Genomic DNA, 24,136 nt, shown 5'->3' with positions numbered 1-24,136 from the left:
ATTAGTAAATAACAATGCTATTGACACAAAATAAATAGCAGTGCTATTGTTACCGCATCAACACCACTCACCCAAACGGACAACGGCAGAGCAATACTTCGAGTTACTCCGCTGCCAGATGGGTTAAGTAGCCAGCCTGAGGCCTAAGAACATGACGGCGAGTGAATAAACAGCAGGTGCAACAGGTTCAAAGTTCCGCAAGCCAGGCGTTACTGGCAAAGCAATAGTTAACAACCAAGGCGCAGTGATTCAGCAAAACGTTCCGCCAGCCTGGCGTTAAGGGCAAAGAATTTATCAGCAACACGACGCTGTAGGTAAAACGTTCCGCCTCCCCGGCGTTAAGGGGAAACACAGGAGAAGCCAGGATGACACACGCAATCAAACAGATCGTCGATACCGATGGCGAGCCAATGATGGAAGTAGTGGTTCACAGCGATTGCTCAGCTGTTGATATGGAAGCGATCCACGCTGAGGCGCTGGGGCTCAACGACCTCTCCTGCTTTTCTGCGTTTTAGCTCTTTAAGCAACGGTGAATTAGAAATGACGACCTACTCAGGAAAAAATGTATTAGCTCTTGCTGCGGAAATTGCAGAAACCGCTTATCAGATGGCCAGCACTCAAGGGATTAACCCGAAAGATGCCCGACTTGCACTGGAGCTCGCCAGCCGCGTATTTATCGGAAGTAAAGAATCGCCAGAAACCCTAGCGAAAAAAGTTTCCGACGAGATATTAAACCTTAAGGCTGTAATGATACGTAACCCAGATATCGGGGTTCAACTTGAGAAATTAATTATCGCTGCTGATCGGCTCCTTGAGGAAAAGTGAAAGTTGATAAGAAATAGTATAAGGCTCAGAAGCTGACGCATTCTTTACCGATGGATATTTGGAGATTATTGCCGAATCAAGTTTATCTCGTTGCTCGGGTGAGAGGAGTGTAATTAACTCTTCCAATACAGTTGCAACCGCCTCTAGCCGTACTGGAAGGAAGAGAGGCATGTTTTTCTCAATTTCTTCTTTTATATAGCTCATTTAGTTTCCTTGTATGGTTTGAACTCCCCGCAAGGATATCACCGCCGCCTGAGGTGAATAAATAAACAGGCAATCAACCAAACTCGACGTAGGGGTACGTAGAGGCCCCTCGCCGCCTGAGAGGGTTAACAAAGCAGGCACACAACGGAGTGAATCATTCCTGTCTCTGGTCCGGTATCGCGACTGGTGGGGACGGGTAGCCACACAAGCCGCAACGCGAAGCGGCCCGAGTGGAGTTAAGCGCGGGGAACCTTATCGGGGAAGTGAAGCCCTGGGGGAATGGTTCACTCCGTTGTGGTGAGTGCACAGGCTGATGTGCAGCGGACTTTTAATCCGTGCGGAGAACTGGCAAAACCAGCCCGAAAGCCGGAAGACGTGAGCCCCGGCCACCACAATCTGACACTACGCCCGGAGACGGAGACGACAAAGTAACCTGAATGGCGAAACGTCAAAGCACCTGAACCGGCAATGTGTGCCGAGGACGGAAGGCATATGCCGTGACAAGCCGGGAGAGACCGGAACACAACACGAAAGCGCATTCCGGCTTTTCACATTTGAGCTTTGTCGTTAAACCAGATGGTGGAATGCGCTTCCGGTTGTGGTAATCCGCAGAACGGTGCGGCGGTAAGTATGGCCAGGTGCCCTTCCTTCACCTGGATAGAGACACCGGGTTACCAGGTTGACCATACGCCTGAGTGGTAACCCCGCCACAACACAATGCTGTGTAGTCCTTGTCGGTATCAGTTTTCTTATCCTTTAGCTGATACCGCCCTTTTTAAAAATTGATTTTTCTGTGTGGTGAATGCGGCTAAGCGCACGCGGCAGAACTGAACAATCAGTCCTTATCAGTAGTTGGGTGAATTGTAGTCGGCGTTAATTCTCAGTTCGTTAACGTCACCGGGAGGCACCCGGCACCACACAGCAAAGTCTGTTTAATATATATGGAGATAATTATGGTTGTTAGTATTTCAATTGCCGTTATTAGTGTTATTTCATTCTGCCCTGTTATTGAATGCAGTGAATGTAAAACAACTACATGTCCTTTTGACCGCCATTACGCCAATCGACTGGAAAAAGCTAAATCTGAATATGATGAAGCATATAAAAACTTACTGGAAAAAGAGGCTAACCTCAGGATGGTGGTGCTGTATGGTTAACTTCACTCCTGAGGATGTAACCAGGCGCACAGCTGAAGCCGCCTATAAGAAAGAACTGTCCAGCATAACGGGCGTCAGGGAGTTCAGGGAGAAAGCCAGGCTGGATGAACGCTATGCCGCATTAATGAGCAGGGTAATAAATGACCGCGGGAGTAGAATACATGCATACAGGCAATAAGCTCTTCATAGTTATTTCAGTTTCATTCGCTATTTTTGGCTTATTAAGAAATGAATGGGTATATAGAAAAAGGTTGAAGGTTTTACGTTGCATGGACAGCCATTATTACAACAACCTGCCATCGTATCATTTCATGTTTATTAAATTCTGGGTATGGGATATCAACCTTTTCTTTAAGTAATTAATTAAATACTTTTTTATTAATGCCTTCACTGGCAGGGCTTCACTCACTCTAAATTCTGGAAATAGAAAATGGAAAACAAAATTTGTAGTTGCGTTTCATGCGGAAAAGTACAGAAAGAATCCGATATGAAACTCAGAGCCAGGGCTGGATACCTGGCTGGCGAACTCGGATATCACTGCGCCGCCTGCGCTGACAGAAAAGACAAGGTGGCCACACTGAAGGCGGCGCGTAGTAATTATCGCAGAGCATCAGTAAGAACCGGCTCCCGCACATTATTCGGAGGGTGGTGATGAAACCCTCTCCTCTTAAAACCTATTTCCTGATTGTCGGCGTTGTCATGCACATCGCCATTACGTTCGGCCTTCTGGTTCCCTGGCTTATATCGATGCAGAGCACCTTCTCGGTTATCTGCGGTATCGCGCTGGCAGTTGTGACCCTGCCATGCCCGTACATTGTGTTTAAAGGTCACTTATTTGGTAAGGACAAAAAATGAAAAAACTGATTTTTGCATTATTCGTTACTGTATTTTCGGTGCTGATGATCGGCTGTGACCGGGTTGAACCTGGCAATGTCGGCATCAAGGTCAACAAGCTGGGTGACGATAAGGGCGTGGGTGAAGTTGTCGGTGTTGGTCGCTACTGGACCGGACTGAACACCGATATCTACATATTCCCTACTTTCAAGCAGATGAAGACCTATGATGACGCCTTCAACTTCCAGATGAGCGACGGCACCACCATTGGCTACCACATCGGCGTGGCCTACAAGGTTGACCCGACCAAAATCACCTCTGTCTTCCAGACATACCGTAAAGGCGTTGACGATATCACCGATACCGACCTGCGCCAGAAGATAGCTGATGCGCTTAACCGTCTCGCCAGCAAGATGAGCACCGACAAGTTCATCGACGGCGGCAAGTCGGAACTGCTCGATGCAGCCCTGAAAGACATCCAGGACGAAATGGGGCCGATTGGCATTCAGGTTATCAGCCTGTCGTATGTGGGCAAACCCGAATACCCGCCGACCGTCGTTGCATCCATCAACGCCAAAGTGACCGCCAACCAAAAGACCCTGCAGCGCCAGCAGGAAGTCCTGCAGCGTGAGGCCGAAGCCAACATGCTCCGCGCAGAAGCCGATGGTCAGGCAGACGCCAAGCTGAAACTGGCGAACGCCGAGGCGAAGTCCATCGCGATGCGCGGCCAGGCATTACGCGAAAACCCTGAGGTTCTCCAGCTCGAAGCCATCAACAAATGGAACGGCGCACTGCCTCAGTACATGACCAGCGGTGCAGGTACACCATTTATTCAGGTTAAGTAATCCACCAGCCCGGTGCTGAGCCGGGCTACCAGAAGGGACGTAGCAATGACCATTTTCAAGATCCTCTGTGCCCTCGCCTTTGTGGTTGTCGTGGTGCTTATCGTTTTTGCTCTCTGGATGGACGTCCTTACAGACGACTGATTTTTGATAATCAACATACTCTCTGCCGCTGCGTTATCGTGGCGGCGTCATGGAGTCAGGCATGGCGCAAATCATTTTTGATGAAGAGTGGATGGTAGCAGGAAGGTTGACTGAAAAGACAGGGCTGGACGACAGGCAAATCAAAGCCTATCGGCTCGGCAGCTGGATTGAAGGGGTTCATTTTAAGCGAGTTCCTGCTGTACCCGGAGGAGAAAGCAAACGCGCTTTGGTCTGGTACAACTTTCCGCTAATAAATAAATTTATTCAGGAAGCATGATGGATTTCCCCACCGGCGTTGAACTGCATAACGGAAAAATCAGGATCACATTTACCTATCGCGGCATCCGTTGCCGCGAAGTGCTCCGTGGCTGGGTTGTAAACAGCAGTAATATCAAAAAAGCGGGTAATCTACGTGCTGTTATCATGAGTGAAATCCAGCTCGGCCAGTTCGACTATGCGTCACGCTTCCCTGAATCAAGGGCACTTAAAAAATTTTCATCAACAAAGCGGATCACGACATTTAAAGAGCTGAGCGATTTTTTCATTGAAACTAAGGCGCTGGAAGTATCCGAAGCGACCTTATTATCAATCACATCTGCCGTTAATACACTGAAGCGTGTAGTGGGTGGTAATACCCCCCTGTCTGATATTCAGCATGCTGATATTTTGAATTACCGAAGAGAGCTGCTGACCGGGGAAGTGTTAAACCCTTCAATGCCTAATCTAATCAAAAAGGGGCGTGCGCCTTCAACAGTAAATAAACAGATGGCTGTTTTATCAGAAATGCTGAAGCTTGCGAACAGAAGTCAGTTTATATTACACGCTCCTTATGAGGGCGTATCCAGGCTAAAGCTATCTAAGTCAGACCCCGATCCGCTTTTACTTCATGAGTACCAGGCATTGATTGCCGCCCTTCCCCGAAAGCTGGCTTTGATCATCATTGTAGCCGTCCACACGGGAATGAGGCCCGGCGAGATTTGTGCTCTGGCGTGGGAGGATATCGATCTGCGAAAAGGTGAGATTCATGTATCAAGAAGCCTGACGAACAAGCGGGTGTTTGTGCCACCGAAAACAGATGCTGGCATCAGAACGATCACCCTGCTGAAGCCAGCCCTTGATGCACTGAAAGAACAGTATGACATCACCGGCAATGCCCCCAGGCAGCAGATCATATTTCATCACCGGGAAATTGGAAAAACTGAGGTGCAGAATCTGCGTTTTGTTTTTTCACCAAAGGAGAGCGACTCAAAAGAGGAGCGGTATATCTCCAAAAATTCGATTTCTTATGGCTGGAATCGTGGGACTAAACTTTCAGGTATCCGCGAGAGAAACCCATATCAGTCCAGGCACACATACGCCTGCTGGACACTAATGGCTGGTGCTAACCCGTCTTTCATCGCCAGCCAGATGGGACATGAGGATGCGCGGATGGTTTATGAGGTCTATTCGAAGTGGATTGGCGATATGAACCAGGATCAGGTGAACATGCTGAACAACCAGATGCCGACGGCGATGCCCCCAGGACGCCCCCAAGGGTCTGGAAGCTTGAAAAAAGTCATTTAATTTCATGACGCTGGTGCCAACTAACATAATCAGCGTTAAACTATTCATACCAATTATTTAGGGAGAAGAGATGATGCGCGTACTGGTTGTTGAGGATAACGCATTGCTACGCCATCACCTGAAGGTTCAGCTTCAGGAGATGGGACATCAGGTGGACGATGCTGAAGATGCAAAAGAAGCCGATTATTATCTCAATGAACACCTGCCGGATATCGCCATTGTCGATTTAGGGTTGCCTGACGAAGACGGTCTGTCGTTAATTCGCCGCTGGCGCAGCCACGATGTCTCCCTGCCGGTTCTGGTTCTGACCGCCCGTGAAGGCTGGCAGGATAAGGTCGAAGTGCTCAGCGCGGGTGCAGACGATTACGTCACCAAGCCGTTTCATATTGAAGAGGTGGCGGCGCGCATGCAGGCGCTGTTACGCCGCAACAGCGGGCTGGCTTCACAGGTTATTTCCATCCCACCATTCCAGGTCGATCTCTCCCGCCGGGAATTAGCAATCAATGATGAAGTGATTAAGCTCACCGCCTTCGAATACACCATTATGGAAACGCTGATCCGTAACAATGGCAAAGTGGTGAGCAAAGATTCCTTAATGCTCCAGCTTTATCCTGATGCTGAACTGCGCGAGAGCCATACCATTGACGTGCTGATGGGACGTTTGCGTAAGAAAATTCAGGCGCAGTATCCGCAGGATGTGATTACCACCGTCCGTGGCCAGGGCTACCTGTTCGAATTACGCTAAATGAGAGGGATTTTACGCCACATTCTGCCCCTCTCGCTGCGGGTTCGTTTCTTACTGGCAACAGCCGCCGTCGTGCTGGTGCTGTCGCTCTCCTACGGCATGGTCGCCCTGGTGGGCTACAGCGTCAGCTTTGATAAAACCACCTTTCGACTGTTACGCGGCGAAAGCAATCTGTTTTATACCCTGGCGAAATGGGAAAATAACCGAATCACCGTCGAAATGCCGGAAAACCTCAACCAGCAGAGCCCAACGCTGGCCCTGATTTATAACGAAAAAGGGAAATTACTGTGGGCGCAGCGTGATATCCCCTGGCTGGTTAAAAGCATTCGTCCGGACTGGCTCAAAACCAACGGGTTTCATGAAATTGAAGCCGATCTCAACACCACCAGCTCGCTGATCCGTGAAGATCGCTCCCTGCAGCAAAAGCTGAACGAGATCCGCGCCGACAACGCCGAAACGGAGATGACGCACTCCGTCGCGATTAACCTCTATCCGGCGACGCTGAACATGCCGCAGCTGACCATTGTGGTGATCGACACCATTCCGGTCGAGCTGAAGCGTTCTTATATGGTCTGGAGCTGGTTCATCTACGTTCTGGCTGCGAATCTCCTGCTGGTGATCCCGCTGCTGTGGGTGGCAGCGTGGTGGAGCTTGCGCCCTATTGAATCACTGGCGAAAGAGGTTCGTGAGCTGGAAGAACATCATCGCGAGAAGCTGAACCCGGAAACCACCCGTGAGCTCACCAGCCTGGTGCGTAACCTCAACCGCCTGCTGAAAAGTGAACGCGAACGCTACGATAAATACCGTACCACCCTTACCGACCTGACCCACAGCCTGAAAACACCGCTGGCCGTCATGCAAAGTACCCTGCGTTCAATGCGCAGTTCGAAGCTGAGCGTCGATGATGCCGAGCCGGTGATGCTGGAACAGATCAGCCGTATTTCACAGCAAATTGGCTATTACCTGCATCGCGCCAGCATGCGTTCCGGCAGCGCGCTTCTGAGCCGAGAGCTGCACCCGGTAGCCCCGCTTCTGGATAACCTCACGTCCGCCCTCAACAAGGTGTATCAGCGTAAAGGGGTTAACATCAGCCTCGATATCTCGCCAGAGATAAGCTTTGTGGGTGAAAAAAATGACTTCATGGAAGTGATGGGTAACCTGCTGGATAACGCCTGCAAATACTGTCTGGAGTTCGTGGAAGTGTCTGCGCGTCAGACGGAAACCGAACTGCATATTATCGTTGAGGATGATGGCCCGGGGATCCCGCGAAATAAACGCGACGTGGTGTTCGATCGCGGTCAGCGCGCCGATACGCTACGTCCTGGCCAGGGCGTCGGGTTAGCCGTCGCCCGTGAGATTGTCGACCAGTACGACGGGAAAATCGAAACCAGCGAAAGTCTGCTGGGCGGCGCCAGAATGGAGGTTATTTTTGGCCGCCAGCAGCCCACATTGAACGATAGTTAACCCGTTATGTGAAAAATGCGAGGATCTCGCAGCCGGGGGGCTGAGCTTCCGTTATAATCCGAGTCAGTAAGAGCCTGCGGAATAAATAAATATGGATTATCACTTAACGCTTAACTGGCCCGAGTTTATTGAACGCTACTGGCAAAAACGCCCGGTGGTTCTGAAACGCGGATTCAGCAATTTTGTCGACCCTATCTCGCCTGACGAGCTGGCTGGTCTGGCCATGGAAAACGAAGTCGACAGCCGTCTGGTCAGCCACCAGGACGGGAAATGGCAGGTTAGCCACGGTCCTTTCGAAAGCTACGATCACCTCGGTGAAAACAACTGGTCGCTGCTTGTGCAGGCGGTCAACCACTGGCACGAGCCGACTGCCGCGCTAATGCGTCCCTTCCGCGCCCTGCCCGACTGGCGCATGGACGATCTGATGATCTCCTTCTCCGTGCCGGGCGGCGGCGTAGGTCCACATCTTGACCAGTACGACGTGTTCATCATTCAGGGTACGGGCCGCCGCCGCTGGCGCGTGGGCGAAAAAGTCCCGATGAAGCAGCACTGCCCGCATCCTGACCTGCTTCAGGTTGACCCGTTTGAAGGGATTATCGATGAAGAGCTGGAGCCGGGTGATATTCTCTACATTCCGCCGGGATTCCCTCACGAAGGCTACTCCCTGGAAAACTCACTCAACTACTCCGTGGGGTTCCGCGCGCCAAGCGGTCGCGAGATGATCAGCGGATTTGCCGACTATGTTCTGCAACGCGAGCTGGGCAGCTATCGTTACAGCGATCCTGATGTGCCTGCGCGCGAGCATCCGGCGGATATTCTGCCAGAAGAACTCGATAAGCTGCGCGGGATGATGCTGGATCTCATCAACGAGCCGGAGCACTTCAAACAGTGGTTTGGTGAGTTTATCAGCCAGTCTCGTCATGAGCTGGACGTTGCGCCGCCGGAGCCGCCGTATCAGGCTGACGAAATTTATGATGCGCTTCAGCAGGGCGACAAGCTGACGCGTCTGGGCGGGTTGCGCGTGCTGCGCATTGGTGAAGAGGTGTTCGTCAACGGCGAGAGGCTGGACTCTCCGCACCGTCCGGCGCTGGAAGCCATTGCCAGCCATCTGGTGCTGACTGCCGACACCTTTGGCGATGCGCTGGAAGATCCTTCCTTCCTCGCGATGCTCGCCGCGCTGGTCAACAGCGGGTACTGGTTCTTTGAGGACTGAGTCGCCTTAATTCCCGGTGGCGCTTCGCCACCGGGCTTTTCTTACCGCTTCGCGGTCAACTCCGCTATCCGCACTATCACCTTCACCGCTTTTTCCATTCCTTCGAGCGTCACGAACTCATGCTTGCCATGGTAGTTGTAGCCACCGGTAAACAGGTTCGGGCACGGCAGCCCCATAAACGACAGCTGAGAACCGTCGGTGCCGCCGCGAATCGGCTTCAGCTGCGGTTCAATATCGCAGTCGCGCATTGCCTGCTGGGCGATATCGAGAATATGCGGATGCGCCATCACCTTCTCGCGCATGTTGTAGTAGCTGTCTTCAATGATCAGCTCAATATAGCAATCAGGGTGTAACCCTTTACCGACCTTCTTCGCGATCTCCATCATCTTGCGCTTGCGCGCCTCAAAGGCTTTGCGGTCGAAATCGCGGATGATGTAGTGCATCTGCGCGCTGTCCACGGTGCCTTTGATGCTGGTCAGGTGATAGAAACCTTCATACCCTTCGGTCTGTTCAGGGCTCTCTTCCGCCGGGACTTCTGCATGAATTCTGGACGCCAGCGACAGCGCGTTCACCATGACGCCTTTCGCCGAGCCGGGATGAACGTTGTTGCCGACAATTTTGATCGTGACGGACGCGGCATTGAAGTTTTCATACTCCAGTTCACCGACGCCGCCGCCGTCAACGGTATAGGCCCACTGCGCGTTAAAAGCTTCCACGTCGAAGTGCTTCGCGCCCTTGCCGACCTCTTCATCCGGCGTAAAGGCCACGCGGATATCCCCGTGCGGGATGTTTTTGCCCTTCAGCACCGCCAGCGCCGTCATGATCTCCGCGATACCCGCCTTGTCATCCGCCCCCAGCAGCGTTTTACCGTCGGTGGTGATCAGCGTCTGGCCCAGCAGCTGGTGCAGCACGGGGAACATCACCGGCGAGAGCACCTCGTCGCCAATGCCCAGCGCAATATCGCCGCCGCGGTAATTTTCCACAATCTGCGGGTTCACATGTTTACCGCTAAAATCCGGAGAGGTGTCGACATGGGAGATAAAGCCAATCGCCGGAATATCACCCTGGACATTCGCCGGCAGCGTTGCCATCACAGTGCCTTTTTCGCTTAACGTGACGTTGACCAGCCCCATGGCGTCAAGCTGCTCTTTAAGCAGGTTTAATAACTTCCACTGGCCTTCAGTGCTCGGCACCTGGCGAACACCCGGCTTAGATTGGGTATCCAGCGAAACGTACTGTAAAAAACGCTCAAGTAATTTATCCATGCAGTCACCCTCACTTTTCGTGACAACATTATCAGTAAGCATCAAAACGCAAATATTGCGTCAGGTCACTTTTATCCCGCAAACGAGAATATTTTCCGTTTATATGGTTATGCGTTAGTAAATGTAGCTTATGAATCAGTGACAAGGTTTGGCGTTCGCAGGGGATTGCCGTAGAATGTCCGCCCTCATTACGAGTCACCAAGGTGGTTACACACAAACCCCGCTTCAGTCTGCTGCCTGAGGCGTCTATATGGGACAGCGCAAAAATTGAATACACAATCCCGTTCACGTTCACCGCTGGTGCAACTGGAACGAATTCGTAAAAGTTTTGATGGTAAAGACGTTATTTCCGACCTCACTCTGACCATCAATGACGGTGAGTTTCTGACGCTGCTTGGCCCCTCGGGCTGCGGCAAAACAACCGTACTGCGCCTTATCGCCGGGCTGGAAAGCGTCGATAACGGCCATATCCATCTTGAAAACCAGGACATCACCCAAGTTCCTGCCGAAGATCGCCACGTCAACACCGTCTTTCAGAGCTACGCCCTGTTCCCGCACATGACCGTGTTTGAAAACGTGGCGTTTGGCCTGCGGATGCAAAAAACGCCGGCGAATGAGATCGAACCGCGCGTCATCGACGCCCTGCGCATGGTGCAGCTTGAGACGTTTGCCCAGCGTAAACCCCATCAGCTTTCCGGCGGCCAGCAGCAGCGTGTAGCCATCGCACGCGCCGTGGTCAACAAGCCGCGCCTGCTCCTGCTGGATGAATCCCTCTCCGCGCTGGATTACAAGCTGCGCAAGCAGATGCAGAACGAGCTTAAAGCCCTGCAGCGCAAGCTCGGCATTACCTTTGTCTTCGTCACCCACGATCAGGAAGAGGCCCTGACCATGTCCGACCGCATCGTGGTAATGCGCGACGGCAAAATCGAGCAGGACGGCACGCCGCGCGAAATCTACGAAGAGCCGAAGAATCTGTTTGTCGCCAGCTTCATTGGCGAGATCAATATCTTCGACGCTACGGTGATTGAGCGTCTGGACGACCAGCGCGTGCGCGCCAGCGTCGAAGGACGCGAGTGCAATATCACGGTGAATTTCCCCGTCGAAAAGGGACAAAAGCTCAACGTTCTGCTGCGCCCGGAAGATCTGCGCGTCGATGAAATTCACGGCAATACAGAGGCTGAAGGGTTAATCGGCTATATCCGCGAGCGCAACTACAAAGGAATGACGCTGGAGTCCGTTGTCGAGCTGGAGAACGGCAAGATGGTGATGGTCAGCGAATTCTTTAACGAAGACGACCCTGACTTCGACCACTCTCTCGACCAGAAAATGGTTATCAACTGGGTAGAAAGCTGGGAGGTTGTGCTGGCTGATGAAGAACACAAGTAAATTCCAGAATGTGGTGATCGCCACGATCGTCGGTTGGCTTGTGCTGTTTGTCTTTTTGCCCAACCTGATGATCGTTGCCACCAGCTTTCTGACCCGCGACGACGCTAGCTTCGTTTCGCTGGTCTTTACGCTGGACAACTACGCGCGCCTGCTCGATCCGCTCTATTTTGACGTGCTGCTGCACTCGCTAAATATGGCGCTGATTACCACCCTTGCCTGTCTGGTGCTGGGGTATCCTTTCGCATGGTTCCTCGCGGGCCTGCCGCAAAAGGTGCGGCCCCTGCTGCTGTTTTTACTGATTGTTCCCTTCTGGACCAACTCGTTAATCCGCATCTACGGGCTGAAAATCTTCCTTAGCACTAAAGGCTATCTCAACGAGTTTCTGCTGTGGCTGGGAGTGATTGATACGCCGATCCGCATCATGTTTACCCCGAGCGCAGTGATTGTCGGCCTGGTCTATATCCTGCTGCCGTTTATGGTGATGCCGCTCTACTCCAGCATCGAGAAGCTAGATAAACCGCTGCTGGAGGCGGCAAAAGATCTGGGCGCTAACAAGCTGCAGACCTTCATCCGCATTATTATCCCGCTGACCATGCCGGGCATTATTGCGGGCTGTCTGCTGGTAATGCTCCCGGCGATGGGCTTGTTCTACGTGTCGGATCTGATGGGCGGCGCGAAAAACCTGCTGATCGGTAACGTGATCAAGAGCCAGTTCCTGAACATCCGCGACTGGCCGTTCGGCTCCGCGACCAGCATTACGCTGACGGTGGTCATGGGCCTGATGCTGCTGGTCTACTGGCGCGCCTCACGCTTGCTGAATAAGAAGGTGGAACTCGAATGATCGGTCGACTGCTTCGCGGCGGTTTTATGACCGCCATTTATGCCTGGCTCTATATCCCGATCGTTATTTTGATCGTGAACTCGTTTAACAGCTCACGCTTCGGGATCAACTGGCAGGGCTTTACCACCAGCTGGTACAGCCTGCTGATGAACAACGATAGCCTCCTTCAGGCCGCTCAGCACTCGCTGACGATGGCGATCTTCTCCGCCACCTTCGCGACGCTGATTGGCTCGCTCACCGCCGTGGCGCTGTACCGCTATCGCTTTCGCGGCAAACCGTTCGTCAGCGGCATGCTGTTTGTGGTGATGATGTCGCCGGACATCGTGATGGCCATTTCGCTGCTGGTGCTGTTTATGCTGCTGGGCGTACAGCTTGGCTTCTGGACGCTGCTGTTCTCGCATATCACCTTCTGCCTGCCGTTTGTGGTGGTGACCGTTTTCGCGCGCCTGAAAGGGTTCGACGTGCGCATGCTGGAGGCGGCGAAGGATCTGGGCGCCAGCGAGACGATCATCCTGCGCAAAATCATCCTGCCGCTGGCGATGCCCGCCGTGGCGGCCGGATGGCTACTTAGCTTCACCCTGTCGATGGATGACGTGGTCGTGTCCTCCTTCGTCACCGGTCCGAGCTATGAAATTCTGCCGTTGAAGATCTATTCCATGGTGAAAGTCGGCGTCTCACCGGAGGTGAACGCGCTGGCGACCATTCTGCTGGTGTTTTCGCTGGTTCTGGTGATCGCCAGCCAGGTTATTGCTCGTGATAAAATAAAATCTCAGGGGACAATGAAATGAAAAAAATGCTCGCCGCTGCGGCGCTGGTGCTTGGCATGGGTGCCGCGCACGCTGATGACAGCAAAACGCTCTACTTCTACAACTGGACCGAGTACGTGCCGCCGGGCCTGCTGGAACAGTTCACGAAGGAGACGGGCATCAAGGTTATCTACTCGACCTACGAGTCGAATGAAACCATGTACGCCAAGCTGAAAACCTACAAAGACGGCGCGTACGATCTGGTCGTGCCTTCCACCTACTTTGTCGACAAAATGCGCAAAGAGGGCATGATCCAGAAGATCGACAAAACGAAGCTAACCAATTTTTCAAACCTCGATCCAGAGATGCTCAACAAGCCGTTCGACCCCAATAACGACTACTCCATTCCGTATATCTGGGGGGCAACCGCGATTGGCGTGAACAGCGAGGCCGTCGATCCAAAAACGGTGACAAGCTGGGCCGATCTCTGGAAACCAGAGTACAAGGGTAGCCTGCTGTTAACCGACGACGCGCGTGAAGTGTTCCAGGTCGCGCTGCGCAAGCTGGGCTACTCGGGCAACACGACGGATCCTAAAGAGATTGAAGCGGCATATGCCGAGCTGAAAAAGCTGATGCCTAACGTGGCGGCGTTTAACTCTGATAACCCGGCAAACCCGTATATGGAAGGCGAAGTAAATCTGGGGATGGTGTGGAACGGCTCCGCGTATGTTGCCCGCCAGGCCGGTACGCCGCTTGAGGTGGTCTGGCCGAAAGAAGGCGGGATCTTCTGGATGGACAGCCTTGCGATCCCCGCCAACGCGAAAAACGTTGAAGGGGCGCACAAGCTGATTAACTTCCTGCTGCGCCCGGACGTAGCGAAACAGGTTGCCGAGACGATTGGCTACCCGACGCCAAACCTCGCCGCACGCAAGCTGCTGAAGCCTGAAGTGGCTAACGATAAATCGCTCTACCCGGATGCCGAAACCATCAGCAAAGGTGAGTGGCAGAACGATGTCGGTGACGCCAGCCGCCTCTACGAAGAGTATTACCAGAAATTAAAAGCGGGCCGGTAACGGTATCGCGTTCTCCTCACGCCGCCCGTACGGCGTGAGGAAGGATTAACTGACCGCATTCTCCCCTGCCCAGATTGTCGCCTTTCTCATCGCCTCAACCACATCCTCATCCGTCAGACCCAGCGCCTGACGAACCCGGGTCGCCTCGTCCCACTGCTGCTGTTCATAGTAACGGCACAGGCTCACCATATCGGCTAACCGTCCCTCCTGATGGCACAGCGCATTGCTCACGCTTTGCGGGACCGCAATTTGCTTCATCAACTCTGCCATCGGCAGCTCAAGGAGGGTATCGAGCAGAGAGAACAGGCCGCACATGAAGGCATTTTCCGCCAGCGCCGGTTCTTTCATCGTCTCGGCGATCAGCTCACAGAACTTGCCGCGCATCATGCTCAACGGGTAAAGCTCGCTGACGGTGTCATTGCCCGCACTGGCGAGGACCACGACGGCAACAAACCGTCTCAGCTGGTTTTCCCCGAGGTATCTCAGGACTTCGCTCAGGGTTAACTTGCTGAAATTACAGGCACCGATATGTTTAAATGCGGTGTGCTTCATGTAGCGCATAATCTTATAGGACAGCGTAAGATCGGTTTTAATCAACGACTCGACGATCCGAAAATCGGGTTTATTGCGTCCGACCTCCATTTGCAGCCGAAAAATCGCCAGCTGATTTTGCGATAGCCGTTTATATTTAATGACCTCCGGACGGCAGAAAAAATAGCCCTGAAACAGCGAGAATCCCTCTTCCCTGTATTGGCTGAATTCCTCTTTAGTCTCAATTTTTTCAGCGAGATATTTAATATGCCCGGTTAAATGTTTACGCTCTTTCAGATACTGTTTAATTTGCGCTAAGGTATAATTCCTGACGTCAAACTTCAGTATTGAAATATAGGGTAAAAAAACATCCCATTCTGGCGCAAGCGTGAAATCATCAAGCGCAAACTGATAACCATCCGCACTCATCTCCCTGACAGCCTGCAACAGCTCCGCTCCCGGCACAGCATCTTCCAGGATCTCAATGACCACGCTCTCTTTATCCAGCGCTTCTCCACTGCGGTCTATGACCATTCGCGACGGGAAATTAATAAACGACGTATGTGCCCCGGCGATGCGCTGGGACGGCACGCATAAAAACTGATCTGAGATCATCCTGGAGGTGGCATATTCCGCCGACACGTCCGGAAAACGGTTTGTCATCCCATCTCTGAAGAGCAGTTCATAGGCCACCGTCTTCATCTCAGGGTTAAAAATGGGTTGTCGCGCAATAAATCCGTACATATCCCATCCTCCTCTACAACTTTATATTTATTAGCATCCTCTTTCTACACGACGATAACGAGCTTTATCGAGCACTATTTTGATTGAATGCACAAAATAAAAGCATCCACACTAATTAACTGGATTTACAAATCAAAATTTAAATTAAATATCCCTGGCGCTCTACAGAAAGAGGAGAAAATATCCGATAAGGAATATGTGCCTGCCCGACATGCACGATATTACGGGAGATGAGAATGAAAGACGCCGTGGTCCAAAGAAAAAAAATAAGAGTCAAGACGTTGATGCTATTGTCCATTTTCCTCACCGTAACGGTGGGCTTTACGGCAACGATCGGGTTTATGATGTGGCAGTGGATGGCACAGCAGGAGGTTCTGGCCAAAAAGCATATCCGCCAGATTGCCGAGGTGCAAGCGTTGCAGGTCAGTAAACAGCTGGATTCTGCCCTGACTGCCGCCCGGGATATGGGCAACAGCGCCCTGGCGCTGCGCGAGGCGGGCGTATCCGATCGTCAGAGCCTGAACCAGCTGCTCATCCACTACCTTTCGGCTCACCCGCAGTTTCTCTCCATGTCGATGGCCTTTGAGCCTAACGCGTTCGACGATAAAGATGCCGTCTGGGCCGGTCAAAGCGGTGAAGATCCTGCCGGGCGCTACGCCCGCTACGTTGACCGGGACGCCACCGGCAAACCGGCATTACACCTGCTGACGGACATCGAAACGCCCGGCAGCGGCGATTATTATCTGCTGCCGAAACAACGCCATAAAGATGTGATCATCGAGCCCTATATCTATCCCTACAACGGCGTGGACGTGATGCTCACCTCGATTGCCGCCCCCATCATGCGTGACGGTCAGTTTCTGGGCTCGGTCACCTCTGACTTCTCTCTCGCCACGCTGCAGTCGACGATCGGCGCGATTAAACCGTGGAACGGCACGGGCTATGCCCTGCTCCTCTCAGCGGGTAATAACGTGGTGCCCAGCCCGGACAAGCGCGCGGCGGGCAAGCCTTACGCCGGTCAGATTGCCGGTCATGACGTCACCCGCATCAACGATCCGCTGCTGAAGGAGGACGTGTTCATCACCTGGCAGGACATCGCCGTCGGTAACAGCCAGACGCCGTGGAAACTCGCCATTATCACGCCGGTCAGCGAAGTGATGGCCGAAGCGCGTGCATTTTTACTGAAAGCCATCATCATGATGGTGTTAAGCATCGTGGCGGTTAGCCTGGTCATGGCACAGATCTTCACCCGCAAAGTTGACCGTCCGGTTGGGGGAGAACCTTCGGAGGCGGCCGGGATCGCCCTGGCCGTTGCCCGGGGAGACCTGAACAACACCATCCCGGTGCGTTCCGGAGATACCCACAGCATTTTTTATGCCCTGCACACCATGCAGATGCAGCTCAAGCGCATCGTCGACAACATCAGCGAAGCCAGCCACTCCGTGCACGGCGGCACCAGCGAAATTTCGGCGGGCAACCTGGACCTCGCCTCGCGAACCGAGGAACAGGCGGCTGCGATTGTTGAAACGGCAGCCAGCATGGAAGAGATTTCGGTCACGGTGAAGAATAACGCCGACAACGCCCACAAGGCGACCACGCTGACCGATCGCGCCGCGAGCCTCGCCGGGCATGGCGAAACGCTGGTGAACGACGTGGTCGTGGTGATTGGGGAGATTGATGAGAGCGCGCGTAAGATCGGCGAGATTAACAGCATCGTCGATGGCATCGCCTTCCAGACCAATATCCTGGCGCTGAATGCTGCCGTTGAAGCGGCACGGGCAGGCGAACAGGGGCGCGGTTTCGCGGTCGTCGCAGGGGAAGTGCGCAATCTTGCCCAGCGAAGCGCTAACGCGGCAAAAGAGATCTCTCAGCTGATTGCCGAGTCCTCAGGGCGCGTGAGCAAAGGCGTTGAGCTGGTCAATGAAACCGGCGTGATGATGAAACAGGTGATTGAAGCGGTGTCGCATGTGCATCTGGTCATCAACGATATCGTTCAGGCGCTGGACGAGCAAAATCGCGGGATTAGCCAGGTCAGCACCGCCGTTAACCAGATGGACAGCACGACCCAGCAGAACGCCTCTCTGGTTCAGCAGATCTCTGCGGCGGCGCTCTCGCTGGATGAGCAGGCTAAATCGCTCGAGAAGACGCTGGCGTTCTTCCATTCATAAATAAAAAGGCACCCGCTGGACGGGTGCCTTTTAGGCGATTGCCGTTACAGCCCTTTCAGCAGCTTGTCGACAAACTCCGGGACGACCGTGCTTGCCAGACCGTAGTGTTTCTCTTCAAACTCGCTGCCCACCTGGCTTGGCTCAAGGTTGAGTTCTACCGTATGCGCACCGTGCAGGCGCGCTTCGTGGACAAACCCCGCCGCCGGGTAAACATGACCGGATGTGCCGATGGCGATAAATACGTCGGCCATCGCCAGCGCGCTGTAGATATCATCCATTCCCAGCGGCATTTCACCGAACCAGACCACGTGCGGACGCAGGCGCGACGGGAACTGGCAGCAGTGGCACTTATCCTCAGGCAGCACGTCCTCTTGCCAGTCCAGCACCTGACCGCTCCAGGCGCAGCGAACCTTGAGCAGCTCGCCGTGCATGTGGATGATGTTCTTGTTACCGGCCCGCTCGTGCAGGTTATCGATATTCTGCGTCACCAGCAGAAAACGATCGCCGAGCGCCTCTTCGAGCTTCGCCAGCGCCAGATGCGCCGCATTCGGCGCGACGTCAGGCTGCTGAAGCTGACGGCGGCGGGCGTTGTAAAACGCCTGGACGAGATCCGGATCGCGGGCAAAGCCTTCCGGCGTGGCTACATCCTCCACGCGGTGCTCTTCCCACAGCCCGTCCGCCGCGCGGAAGGTTCGAATTCCTGACTCGGCGGAGATCCCCGCCCCGGTCAGCACCACCACTCTGGGTTTATCCATCGCTTCTGGCATTATTCTGTCTCTGAAAAAAATCCGCTGGCGCAAGCGCTCACGCAAGCGGCGTTTGTTTTTGCGAAAACGGCTGAGTCGACCCTGGCGACGCGACAGCATAGAAACCTCGTAAACTAATCGGTGAGATGAAGGAATGCGGCTCCGCGCATGCCTCCTGCGTCCCCGTGTCGCGCGCGTTCAATACGCGGCACGCGGGCAACCGGCAATAAATGTCGGGGCAAACGCCCGGACAACCGTTCCGTAATCGCGGTAAAGTTTGAAAGCCCTCCCCCGATCACCAGCAGATCCGGGTCGACGATGGTGAGAATATTTCCCAGACACACCGCCAGCAGATCCAGATAGCGCTCGACGTGCTCACGCGCCTGCGCATCCCCTTGCTCCCACAGGGTAATGATTTGAGGGGCTTCAAGTTTCTGATGATAGAAGTGTTCGTAAAGCCATGCAAACCCGCGACCGGAGAGGGTGTTCTCAATACAGCCGTGCTGGCCGCAGCCGCAGCGGGTCAGCGGGAAATCGCGCCCCACTACCTCCAGGGCATCCACCGGGAGACGGATATGACCAAACTCGCCGGTGATGTAGCTGCGCCCGGTGATTGGCTTCCCGTTGATCACAATTCCCCCGCCGACGCCGGTACCGAGGATCAGCCCCATCACCAGCGGATACTGACGGAACTCATCGTCCCAGGCTTCGGAGAGCGCAAAGCAGTTAGCATCATTGTCTAAACGCACGTCGCGTTCAAGGAGGGCAGAGAGATCGGCGCGGAGCGGTTTACCGCTGGCGGCAGGCACGTTGGCGGCATACAGCGTGCCGTCGTCGGTTTCGGGCATACCCGGAATGCCGATGCCGACGCTGCCTTTCACGCCAAAGCGTTCATCGGCCTGCGCCACCAGCGCGGCAATCGCGGTTAAAAATTCGTCGTAGCTTTCGCGCGGCGTGGGAACGCGGGTTTCCCACTGTAGTTTGAGGTCTTTATCAAACACGCCGAGCGCAATCTTGGTGCCGCCAATATCAAATCCGTAATACATAACGCATTCCTCTTTTAACCTGGCGGCCAGAAAGCCGCTAGATCATGACGTAATTACTGGCCACTTAATACCCTCGCCGGATCAATTCGGCTTGCGCGACGCGCCGGATACCAGCTTGCCAGCAGACTCAGTAAAAGTGCTGTAACCAGCACATAAAAAACGTCCAGCCAGTGCAGTTCAGACGGCAGGAAGTCAATAAAGTAGATATCACCCGACAGGAACTGGTGACCAATAAGCTTTTCGATCCCGTTGATAATCGGCGTTAGCTGCAGGGAAACCACCACGCCAATCACCACGCCGCAAAGGCTACCGAACAGCCCCGCCAGCAAACCGTACCAGACGAAGATGGCGCGAATAAGACCATCTTTCGCCCCCAGCGTACGCAGCACGGCGATGTCGCCGCTCTTGTCCTTGACCGCCATAACCAGCGTCGAGACGATATTAAAGCACGCGACACCAATCACCAGCACCATCGCCAGATACATAATGGCGCGGATCATCTGGATATCACGGTACATATAGCCGTAAGTGCCGATCCAGCTTTTGATGTAGACATAGTTATTGGTCACGCTGCCCGCGTCGCGAACCAGTTTGTTGGCGTTAAAGACGTCGTTCACCTTAATGGCAATGCCCGTCACGCTGTCAGCCATGTCGAGATACTGGCGCGCATCCTCCATCGGCACCATCGCAAAGCTATGGTCAAGCTGACCGCTCAGCTGAAGAATACCGGTGACGTGCAGGCGCACGCGCTTAGGCTGCTGCAGCTTGTGGTCGGCGCTGGCGTTCGGGATCATGATCGACACCCAGTCGCCCTGCTTCACCTTCAGGGCATCGGCCACGCCTTTACCCATGATGATCTGCTGCTCGCCGGCCTTAAAGTTGGCCCACGCGCCGTTCTGCACATAGTTTGGCAACGCGCTGAGACGCGCTTCCTGGGCGGGGTTGACCCCTTTCACCTGAATGGCGCGCAGGTTTACCCCGCTCTCCACCAGCCCTGTAAAGTTAATGTAGGGCGCGGCCGCGGCAATGCCCGGCACCTTTTCGACTTTGGCGAGCGCATCGCCCCAGTTCGTCCACGGCTGGTTAACCGGCTCGATCTCCCCGTGCGGCACTACCGCCAGAATGCGGTTATTCAGCTCGCGCTCAAAGCCGTTCATGGCGCTCAAGCCGACAATCAGCACCGCCACACCGAGCGCAATGCCGATGGTCGAGATGACGGAGATCAGCGACACCATGCCGCCGCGGCGGCGGCCGCGGCTAAAACGTAAACCAATGAGGAAGGATAACGGTGACGCCATTACTCTGCTCCCATCAGGGTCAGTTCCGCGTTCAGATGGCCGTCGCGCATCTCAAGCTGACGCCCCATGCGTTTTGCCAGCTGCAGATCGTGGGTTACGACCAGAAACGCGGTGCCCTGCGAGGCGTTCAGCTCGCCCAGAAGCTGGAAAATACTGTCCGCATTGCGGGCATCCAGGTTACCGGTAGGCTCATCCGCCAGCACCAGACGCGGGTTGTTGACCAGCGCACGGGCAATCGCCACGCGCTGGCGCTCGCCGCCGGAAAGCTCAGAGGGACGATGGTTACCGCGATGGCCCAGCCCTACCGCTTTGAGCATGTCGCTGGCGCGGGCGTTAATTTCTGCCGGTTTCTTTTTGCCAATCAGCAGCGGCATCGCCACGTTTTCCAGCGCCGTGAAATCCGGCAGCAGGTGGTGGAACTGGTAGATAAAGCCCAGCTCGCGGTTACGCAGCTCGGCCTTCGCCGCGGAGGACATTTTGCTCATCGGCTGGCCGGAGAAAATCACGTCGCCCTCGGTTGGCGTATCCAGCCCGCCCAGCAGATGCAGCAGCGTGCTTTTGCCCGAGCCGGAGCTGCCGACAATCGCCATCATCTCGCCTTCGCCCACGCTGAAGCTCACATTGTGCAGTACGTCAGTCTGCACAGAGCCTTCCTGATAGCGTTTGGACAGGTTGTCGCATTGCAACAGGATCTTATTCATAACGTAAAGCCTCAGCGGGTTGAGTGGCGGCAGCGCGCCAGGAAGGATAAAGCGTAGAAAGCAGCGCAATGGCCATCGCGGCCAGCGCAATACCGACCACCTGCAGCGGCTCGATAGCCACCGGCAGCGCCGCGCCGTCGAGCAGGGCGCCGATGATCGGCATTAAGTTATTAAGCTGGCTGGCAAGCAAGGCCCCCAGCACGGCGCCGAGCAGCGCGCCGATGATGCCTGCGCTGGCCCCCTGCACCATAAACACCGCCATGATCTGGCGCGGCGTGAGCCCCTGGGTTTGCAGAATGGCGACTTCGCCCTGCTTCTCCATCACCATCAGGCCCAGCGAGGTAATGACGTTAAATGCGGCCACGGCCACGATCAGGCTCAGCAGCAGCCCCATCATATTTTTTTCCATCCGCACGGCCTGGAACAGTTCGCCTTTACGCTCGCGCCAGTCCTGCCATTTGGTGCCGTCCGGCAGTTTTTGCTGGCTGAGGGTATCGACCTTCAGCGGCGCGTCGAGCCACAGGCGCCAGCCGGTGATATTCCCTGCCGGGTAGCGCATCAGGCGTGAAGCGTCCTGAATGTTAACCAGCATCTGGTAACCATCGACTTCGCTGTTGGCGGCAAAGGTACCGATCACGTTAAACAGGCGCTGGCTTGGCAGGCGCCCCATCGGCGTAAACTGGCTGGCAGAAGGCACCATTACGCGCAGCTGGTCACCGCGGTTGACGCCAAGCTGTCCGGCAAGCTGTTCACCCAGAATCACGTTGTATTTCCCGGCTTCCAGATCGGTCTGCTTCACGTTAACCAGATACGGCGTCAGCGGATCGTTTTGCGCCGGGTCAATACCCAGCATCACGCCGACCGCCACGCTGCGGGCGCTTTGCAGCACCACGTCACCGGTCGTCAACGGCGCAACGCGCGTGACGCCCTGTAACTTCGCCGCGCTTTCCGGCAGCTGTTGCGGGTTAACCGAACCGTTGGATGATGAGAGAACGGCCTGCGGCATCAGCCCCAGGATGTTGTTTTGCAGCTCGCGCTCAAAGCCATTCATGACGGAAAGTACCGTCACCAGTGCCATCACGCCAAGCGTAATGCCAATAGTCGAAAGCCAGGAGACAAAGCGACCGAAGCGGTCCGCGGCGCGCCCACGCATGTAACGTAAGCCTATGAAGAGTGCGACAGGTTGATACATGAAATCCGTCTGTTTGCTGATAGCAGACCCACGAGTATATAAGCGAATCCTTTAAGCGTAAATGACTGAAACAGTAAGCTTTGGTAATCATTCTTCCGAAAAATTCAGATAAATCAGAGTGCTATTGTCTGAATACTCACCTCGCAACCTCCACCTTTTCCGAAAAACTGCCGGATACAGACTGTTACCCATTACATCCCGGCTTCGTTTTACAACAATTGCTCGTTCGTTTATGGCAATAAGGTAGTGGCGAACAATGAAGCAAAAAGCATTATGGATTAACCAGATAAAAGGGCTGTGTATCTGCCTGGTGGTTATCTATCATTCGGTTATCACGTTTTATCCGCATCTGATCGGCCTGCAGCACCCCCTCTCCGGCCTTCTCGCCAAATGCTGGGTCTATTTTAACCTCTATCTCGCACCGTTTCGTATGCCGGTCTTCTTCTTTATCTCCGGCTATCTGATCCGTCGTTATATTGACGAAGTGGACTGGCGAACCAGTCTCGATAAACGGATCTGGAGCATTGTCTGGGTCCTGACGCTGTGGGGCGTTCTGCAATGGCAGGCGTTGACCCACCTGAACGCCTGGCTGGCGCCCGAGCGTGAGCTTGCCACCGCGTCGAACGCGGCCTACGCCGACTCGCTCTCAGGATTTGTACGGGGTATGCTGACCGCAAGCACCAGCCTGTGGTATCTGTATGCCCTGGTGGTCTACTTCACGCTGTGTAAACTGCTGAGCCGCTGGAAGCTGCCGGTACTGGGACTGCTGGCGCTGGCAAGCATCGCGATTAACTTCCTGCCGCTGCCGTGGTGGGGAATGAACAGCGTGGTACGCAACATGATCTACTACAGCCTCGGGGCGTGGTATGGCGCAGAGCTGATGGCGTGGATGAAAAGCGTCAACCTGCGCCGCATCTGGCTGGCTACCGGGGCTTTCGCCGTCGTCTCCGTGGTGTTGTGGTTTGCTAACGTTCCGCTGCTGCTCTCATTGCTGTCGATTGTGCTGATCATGAAGCTGTTCTACAGCCTCGAGCAGCGCTATGCCGTTCACCCGAACAATCTGCTGAACGTGATTGGCTCAAACACCATTGCGATTTATACCACCCACCGCATCCTGATTGAGGCCTTTAGCCTGTTCCTGATTGACGAAATGAATGCCGCCTCGTGGCCGGTCTGGGCAGAGCTCACCCTGGTGCTGGTCTACCCGTTTGCCAGCCTGCTTATCTGTACCCTTGCCGGGCTCGGAGTGCGTAAAATCTCCACCGCGCTGTTTGGGGACGTGTTCTTCTCTCCTCCGTCTACGCTAACCCTGTCACCTTCAACGCGTTAATGCCCTCTCCGCCCCCGTTTCGGGGGCGTTTAGCCCTGCCGTGCGGTTACGATTTGCTTATGTAAAACGATCGAGGAT

25 protein-coding genes are annotated in these 24,136 nt (G+C 54.4%); 17 read left to right on the top strand and 8 right to left on the bottom strand.

Translation table 11 applies throughout. From position 1 onward, the window contains the following. Positions 1–365 precede the first annotated feature (365 nt). Positions 366–515 carry a hypothetical protein gene (locus ACERY3_RS05035; RefSeq protein WP_373225188.1) on the top strand — a complete coding sequence of 50 codons (150 nt, stop codon included), beginning with the start codon at positions 366–368 and terminating at the stop codon, positions 513–515. A gap of 25 nt (positions 516–540) precedes the next feature. Next, positions 541–825: a hypothetical protein gene (locus ACERY3_RS05030; RefSeq protein ID WP_373225187.1), complete on the top strand. Its 285-nt coding sequence runs from the start codon at positions 541–543 to the stop codon at positions 823–825. On the opposite strand, the gene ACERY3_RS05025 is transcribed toward ACERY3_RS05030, so the two are convergent. After that, on the bottom strand, positions 787–1,029 hold the full coding sequence (locus ACERY3_RS05025; protein WP_373225186.1) for a hypothetical protein: 243 nt from the start codon (positions 1,027–1,029) through the stop codon (positions 787–789). The two genes, ACERY3_RS05030 and ACERY3_RS05025, sit on opposite strands and share 39 nt — an antisense overlap. Before the next feature lie 953 nt (positions 1,030–1,982). Between ACERY3_RS05025 and ACERY3_RS05020 the strand changes: the two genes are divergently transcribed. From ACERY3_RS05020 to ACERY3_RS04980, 9 genes are all read left to right on the top strand, one after another. Further along, complete coding sequence (locus tag ACERY3_RS05020) at positions 1,983–2,186, top strand: hypothetical protein (RefSeq protein ID WP_373225184.1); 204 nt, start codon at positions 1,983–1,985, stop codon at positions 2,184–2,186. After that, the gene (locus tag ACERY3_RS05015) at positions 2,179–2,364 is read left to right on the top strand and encodes a hypothetical protein (protein ID WP_373225182.1); all 186 of its coding nucleotides are present in this window, start codon (positions 2,179–2,181) and stop codon (positions 2,362–2,364) included. Before ACERY3_RS05020 ends, ACERY3_RS05015 begins: the two co-directional genes overlap by 8 nt. A gap of 473 nt (positions 2,365–2,837) precedes the next feature. Beyond that, positions 2,838–3,041: a hypothetical protein gene (locus ACERY3_RS05010; protein WP_373225181.1), complete on the top strand. Its 204-nt coding sequence runs from the start codon at positions 2,838–2,840 to the stop codon at positions 3,039–3,041. After that, on the top strand, positions 3,038–3,865 hold the full coding sequence (locus ACERY3_RS05005; protein WP_373225180.1) for an SPFH domain-containing protein: 828 nt from the start codon (positions 3,038–3,040) through the stop codon (positions 3,863–3,865). The genes ACERY3_RS05010 and ACERY3_RS05005 overlap by 4 nt, the downstream gene beginning before the upstream one ends. Positions 3,866–4,067: 202 nt before the next feature. After that, complete coding sequence (gene xisR, locus ACERY3_RS05000; RefSeq protein ID WP_373225179.1) at positions 4,068–4,283, top strand: excisionase family protein; 216 nt, start codon at positions 4,068–4,070, stop codon at positions 4,281–4,283. Beyond that, on the top strand, positions 4,283–5,569 hold the full coding sequence (locus ACERY3_RS04995) for an Arm DNA-binding domain-containing protein (protein WP_373225548.1): 1,287 nt from the start codon (positions 4,283–4,285) through the stop codon (positions 5,567–5,569). Before xisR ends, ACERY3_RS04995 begins: the two co-directional genes overlap by 1 nt. 73 nt (positions 5,570–5,642) lie before the next feature. Next, on the top strand, positions 5,643–6,314 hold the full coding sequence (phoP, locus tag ACERY3_RS04990) for a two-component system response regulator PhoP (protein WP_028019015.1): 672 nt from the start codon (positions 5,643–5,645) through the stop codon (positions 6,312–6,314). Next, positions 6,315–7,778: a two-component system sensor histidine kinase PhoQ gene (gene phoQ, locus ACERY3_RS04985; RefSeq protein WP_033145232.1), complete on the top strand. Its 1,464-nt coding sequence runs from the start codon at positions 6,315–6,317 to the stop codon at positions 7,776–7,778. Between the two features lie 91 nt (positions 7,779–7,869). Further along, positions 7,870–8,991 (top strand): cupin domain-containing protein, encoded by a 1,122-nt coding sequence (locus tag ACERY3_RS04980; RefSeq protein ID WP_045889193.1) that lies wholly within the window; start codon positions 7,870–7,872, stop codon positions 8,989–8,991. Positions 8,992–9,032: 41 nt separating this feature from the next. Here the strand turns inward: ACERY3_RS04980 and pepT are convergent, their stop codons facing one another. Continuing rightward, the gene (pepT, locus tag ACERY3_RS04975; RefSeq protein WP_032665021.1) at positions 9,033–10,256 is read right to left on the bottom strand and encodes a peptidase T; all 1,224 of its coding nucleotides are present in this window, start codon (positions 10,254–10,256) and stop codon (positions 9,033–9,035) included. A gap of 237 nt (positions 10,257–10,493) precedes the next feature. Between pepT and potA the strand changes: the two genes are divergently transcribed. The 4 genes from potA to potD are packed head-to-tail and all read left to right on the top strand — an operon-like array spanning position 10,494 to position 14,302. Beyond that, a complete protein-coding gene (gene potA / locus ACERY3_RS04970; RefSeq protein WP_172620299.1) occupies positions 10,494–11,642 on the top strand; it encodes a spermidine/putrescine ABC transporter ATP-binding protein PotA in 1,149 nt (382 codons plus the stop codon). Beyond that, entirely contained in the window at positions 11,626–12,483 is an 858-nt protein-coding gene (gene potB / locus ACERY3_RS04965) for a spermidine/putrescine ABC transporter permease PotB (protein WP_058840816.1), read from the top strand. Before potA ends, potB begins: the two co-directional genes overlap by 17 nt. Further along, the gene (gene potC / locus ACERY3_RS04960; protein ID WP_058840817.1) at positions 12,480–13,271 is read left to right on the top strand and encodes a spermidine/putrescine ABC transporter permease PotC; all 792 of its coding nucleotides are present in this window, start codon (positions 12,480–12,482) and stop codon (positions 13,269–13,271) included. Before potB ends, potC begins: the two co-directional genes overlap by 4 nt. Further along, positions 13,268–14,302, top strand: a complete 1,035-nt coding sequence (gene potD / locus ACERY3_RS04955) for a spermidine/putrescine ABC transporter substrate-binding protein PotD (protein ID WP_058840818.1) — start codon at positions 13,268–13,270, stop codon at positions 14,300–14,302. The genes potC and potD overlap by 4 nt, the downstream gene beginning before the upstream one ends. A gap of 45 nt (positions 14,303–14,347) precedes the next feature. Here potD and ACERY3_RS04950 read toward each other — a convergent pair whose 3' ends face one another. Next, positions 14,348–15,577 carry an EAL and HDOD domain-containing protein gene (locus ACERY3_RS04950; RefSeq protein ID WP_058840819.1) on the bottom strand — a complete coding sequence of 410 codons (1,230 nt, stop codon included), beginning with the start codon at positions 15,575–15,577 and terminating at the stop codon, positions 14,348–14,350. Positions 15,578–15,813: 236 nt separating this feature from the next. On the opposite strand from ACERY3_RS04950, the gene ACERY3_RS04945 reads away from it, so the two are divergent. Continuing rightward, positions 15,814–17,745, top strand: coding sequence for a methyl-accepting chemotaxis protein (locus ACERY3_RS04945; RefSeq protein ID WP_373225178.1), 1,932 nt, complete (start codon positions 15,814–15,816; stop codon positions 17,743–17,745). A 44-nt stretch (positions 17,746–17,789) separates the two neighbouring features. Here ACERY3_RS04945 and cobB read toward each other — a convergent pair whose 3' ends face one another. Genes cobB through lolC form a run of 5 tightly spaced genes read right to left on the bottom strand, consistent with a single transcriptional unit; the run spans position 17,790 to position 22,728 of the window. Beyond that, complete coding sequence (gene cobB / locus ACERY3_RS04940) at positions 17,790–18,611, bottom strand: Sir2 family NAD+-dependent deacetylase (RefSeq protein ID WP_045888802.1); 822 nt, start codon at positions 18,609–18,611, stop codon at positions 17,790–17,792. Between the two features lie 14 nt (positions 18,612–18,625). Then, positions 18,626–19,537, bottom strand: a complete 912-nt coding sequence (nagK, locus tag ACERY3_RS04935; RefSeq protein ID WP_058840821.1) for an N-acetylglucosamine kinase — start codon at positions 19,535–19,537, stop codon at positions 18,626–18,628. 53 nt (positions 19,538–19,590) lie between these two features. Then, positions 19,591–20,835, bottom strand: a complete 1,245-nt coding sequence (gene lolE / locus ACERY3_RS04930; protein WP_058840822.1) for a lipoprotein-releasing ABC transporter permease subunit LolE — start codon at positions 20,833–20,835, stop codon at positions 19,591–19,593. Beyond that, entirely contained in the window at positions 20,835–21,536 is a 702-nt protein-coding gene (lolD, locus tag ACERY3_RS04925; protein WP_058840823.1) for a lipoprotein-releasing ABC transporter ATP-binding protein LolD, read from the bottom strand. Before lolD ends, lolE begins: the two co-directional genes overlap by 1 nt. Further along, a complete protein-coding gene (gene lolC, locus ACERY3_RS04920; protein ID WP_373225175.1) occupies positions 21,529–22,728 on the bottom strand; it encodes a lipoprotein-releasing ABC transporter permease subunit LolC in 1,200 nt (399 codons plus the stop codon). Before lolC ends, lolD begins: the two co-directional genes overlap by 8 nt. Before the next feature lie 256 nt (positions 22,729–22,984). Here lolC and ACERY3_RS04915 point away from each other — a divergent pair, with 256 nt between their 5' ends. Further along, a complete protein-coding gene (locus tag ACERY3_RS04915) occupies positions 22,985–24,058 on the top strand; it encodes an acyltransferase family protein (protein ID WP_373225174.1) in 1,074 nt (357 codons plus the stop codon). The last annotated feature ends 78 nt before the right edge of the window (positions 24,059–24,136 follow it).

Source organism: Enterobacter cloacae complex sp. ESBL7, from assembly GCF_041679625.1.
GTDB classification, from domain to species: Bacteria; Pseudomonadota; Gammaproteobacteria; order Enterobacterales; family Enterobacteriaceae; genus Enterobacter; species Enterobacter asburiae_B.
Note: the sequence above shows the minus strand (reverse complement) of the source record. Positions and strands in the feature narration are given on the sequence as shown.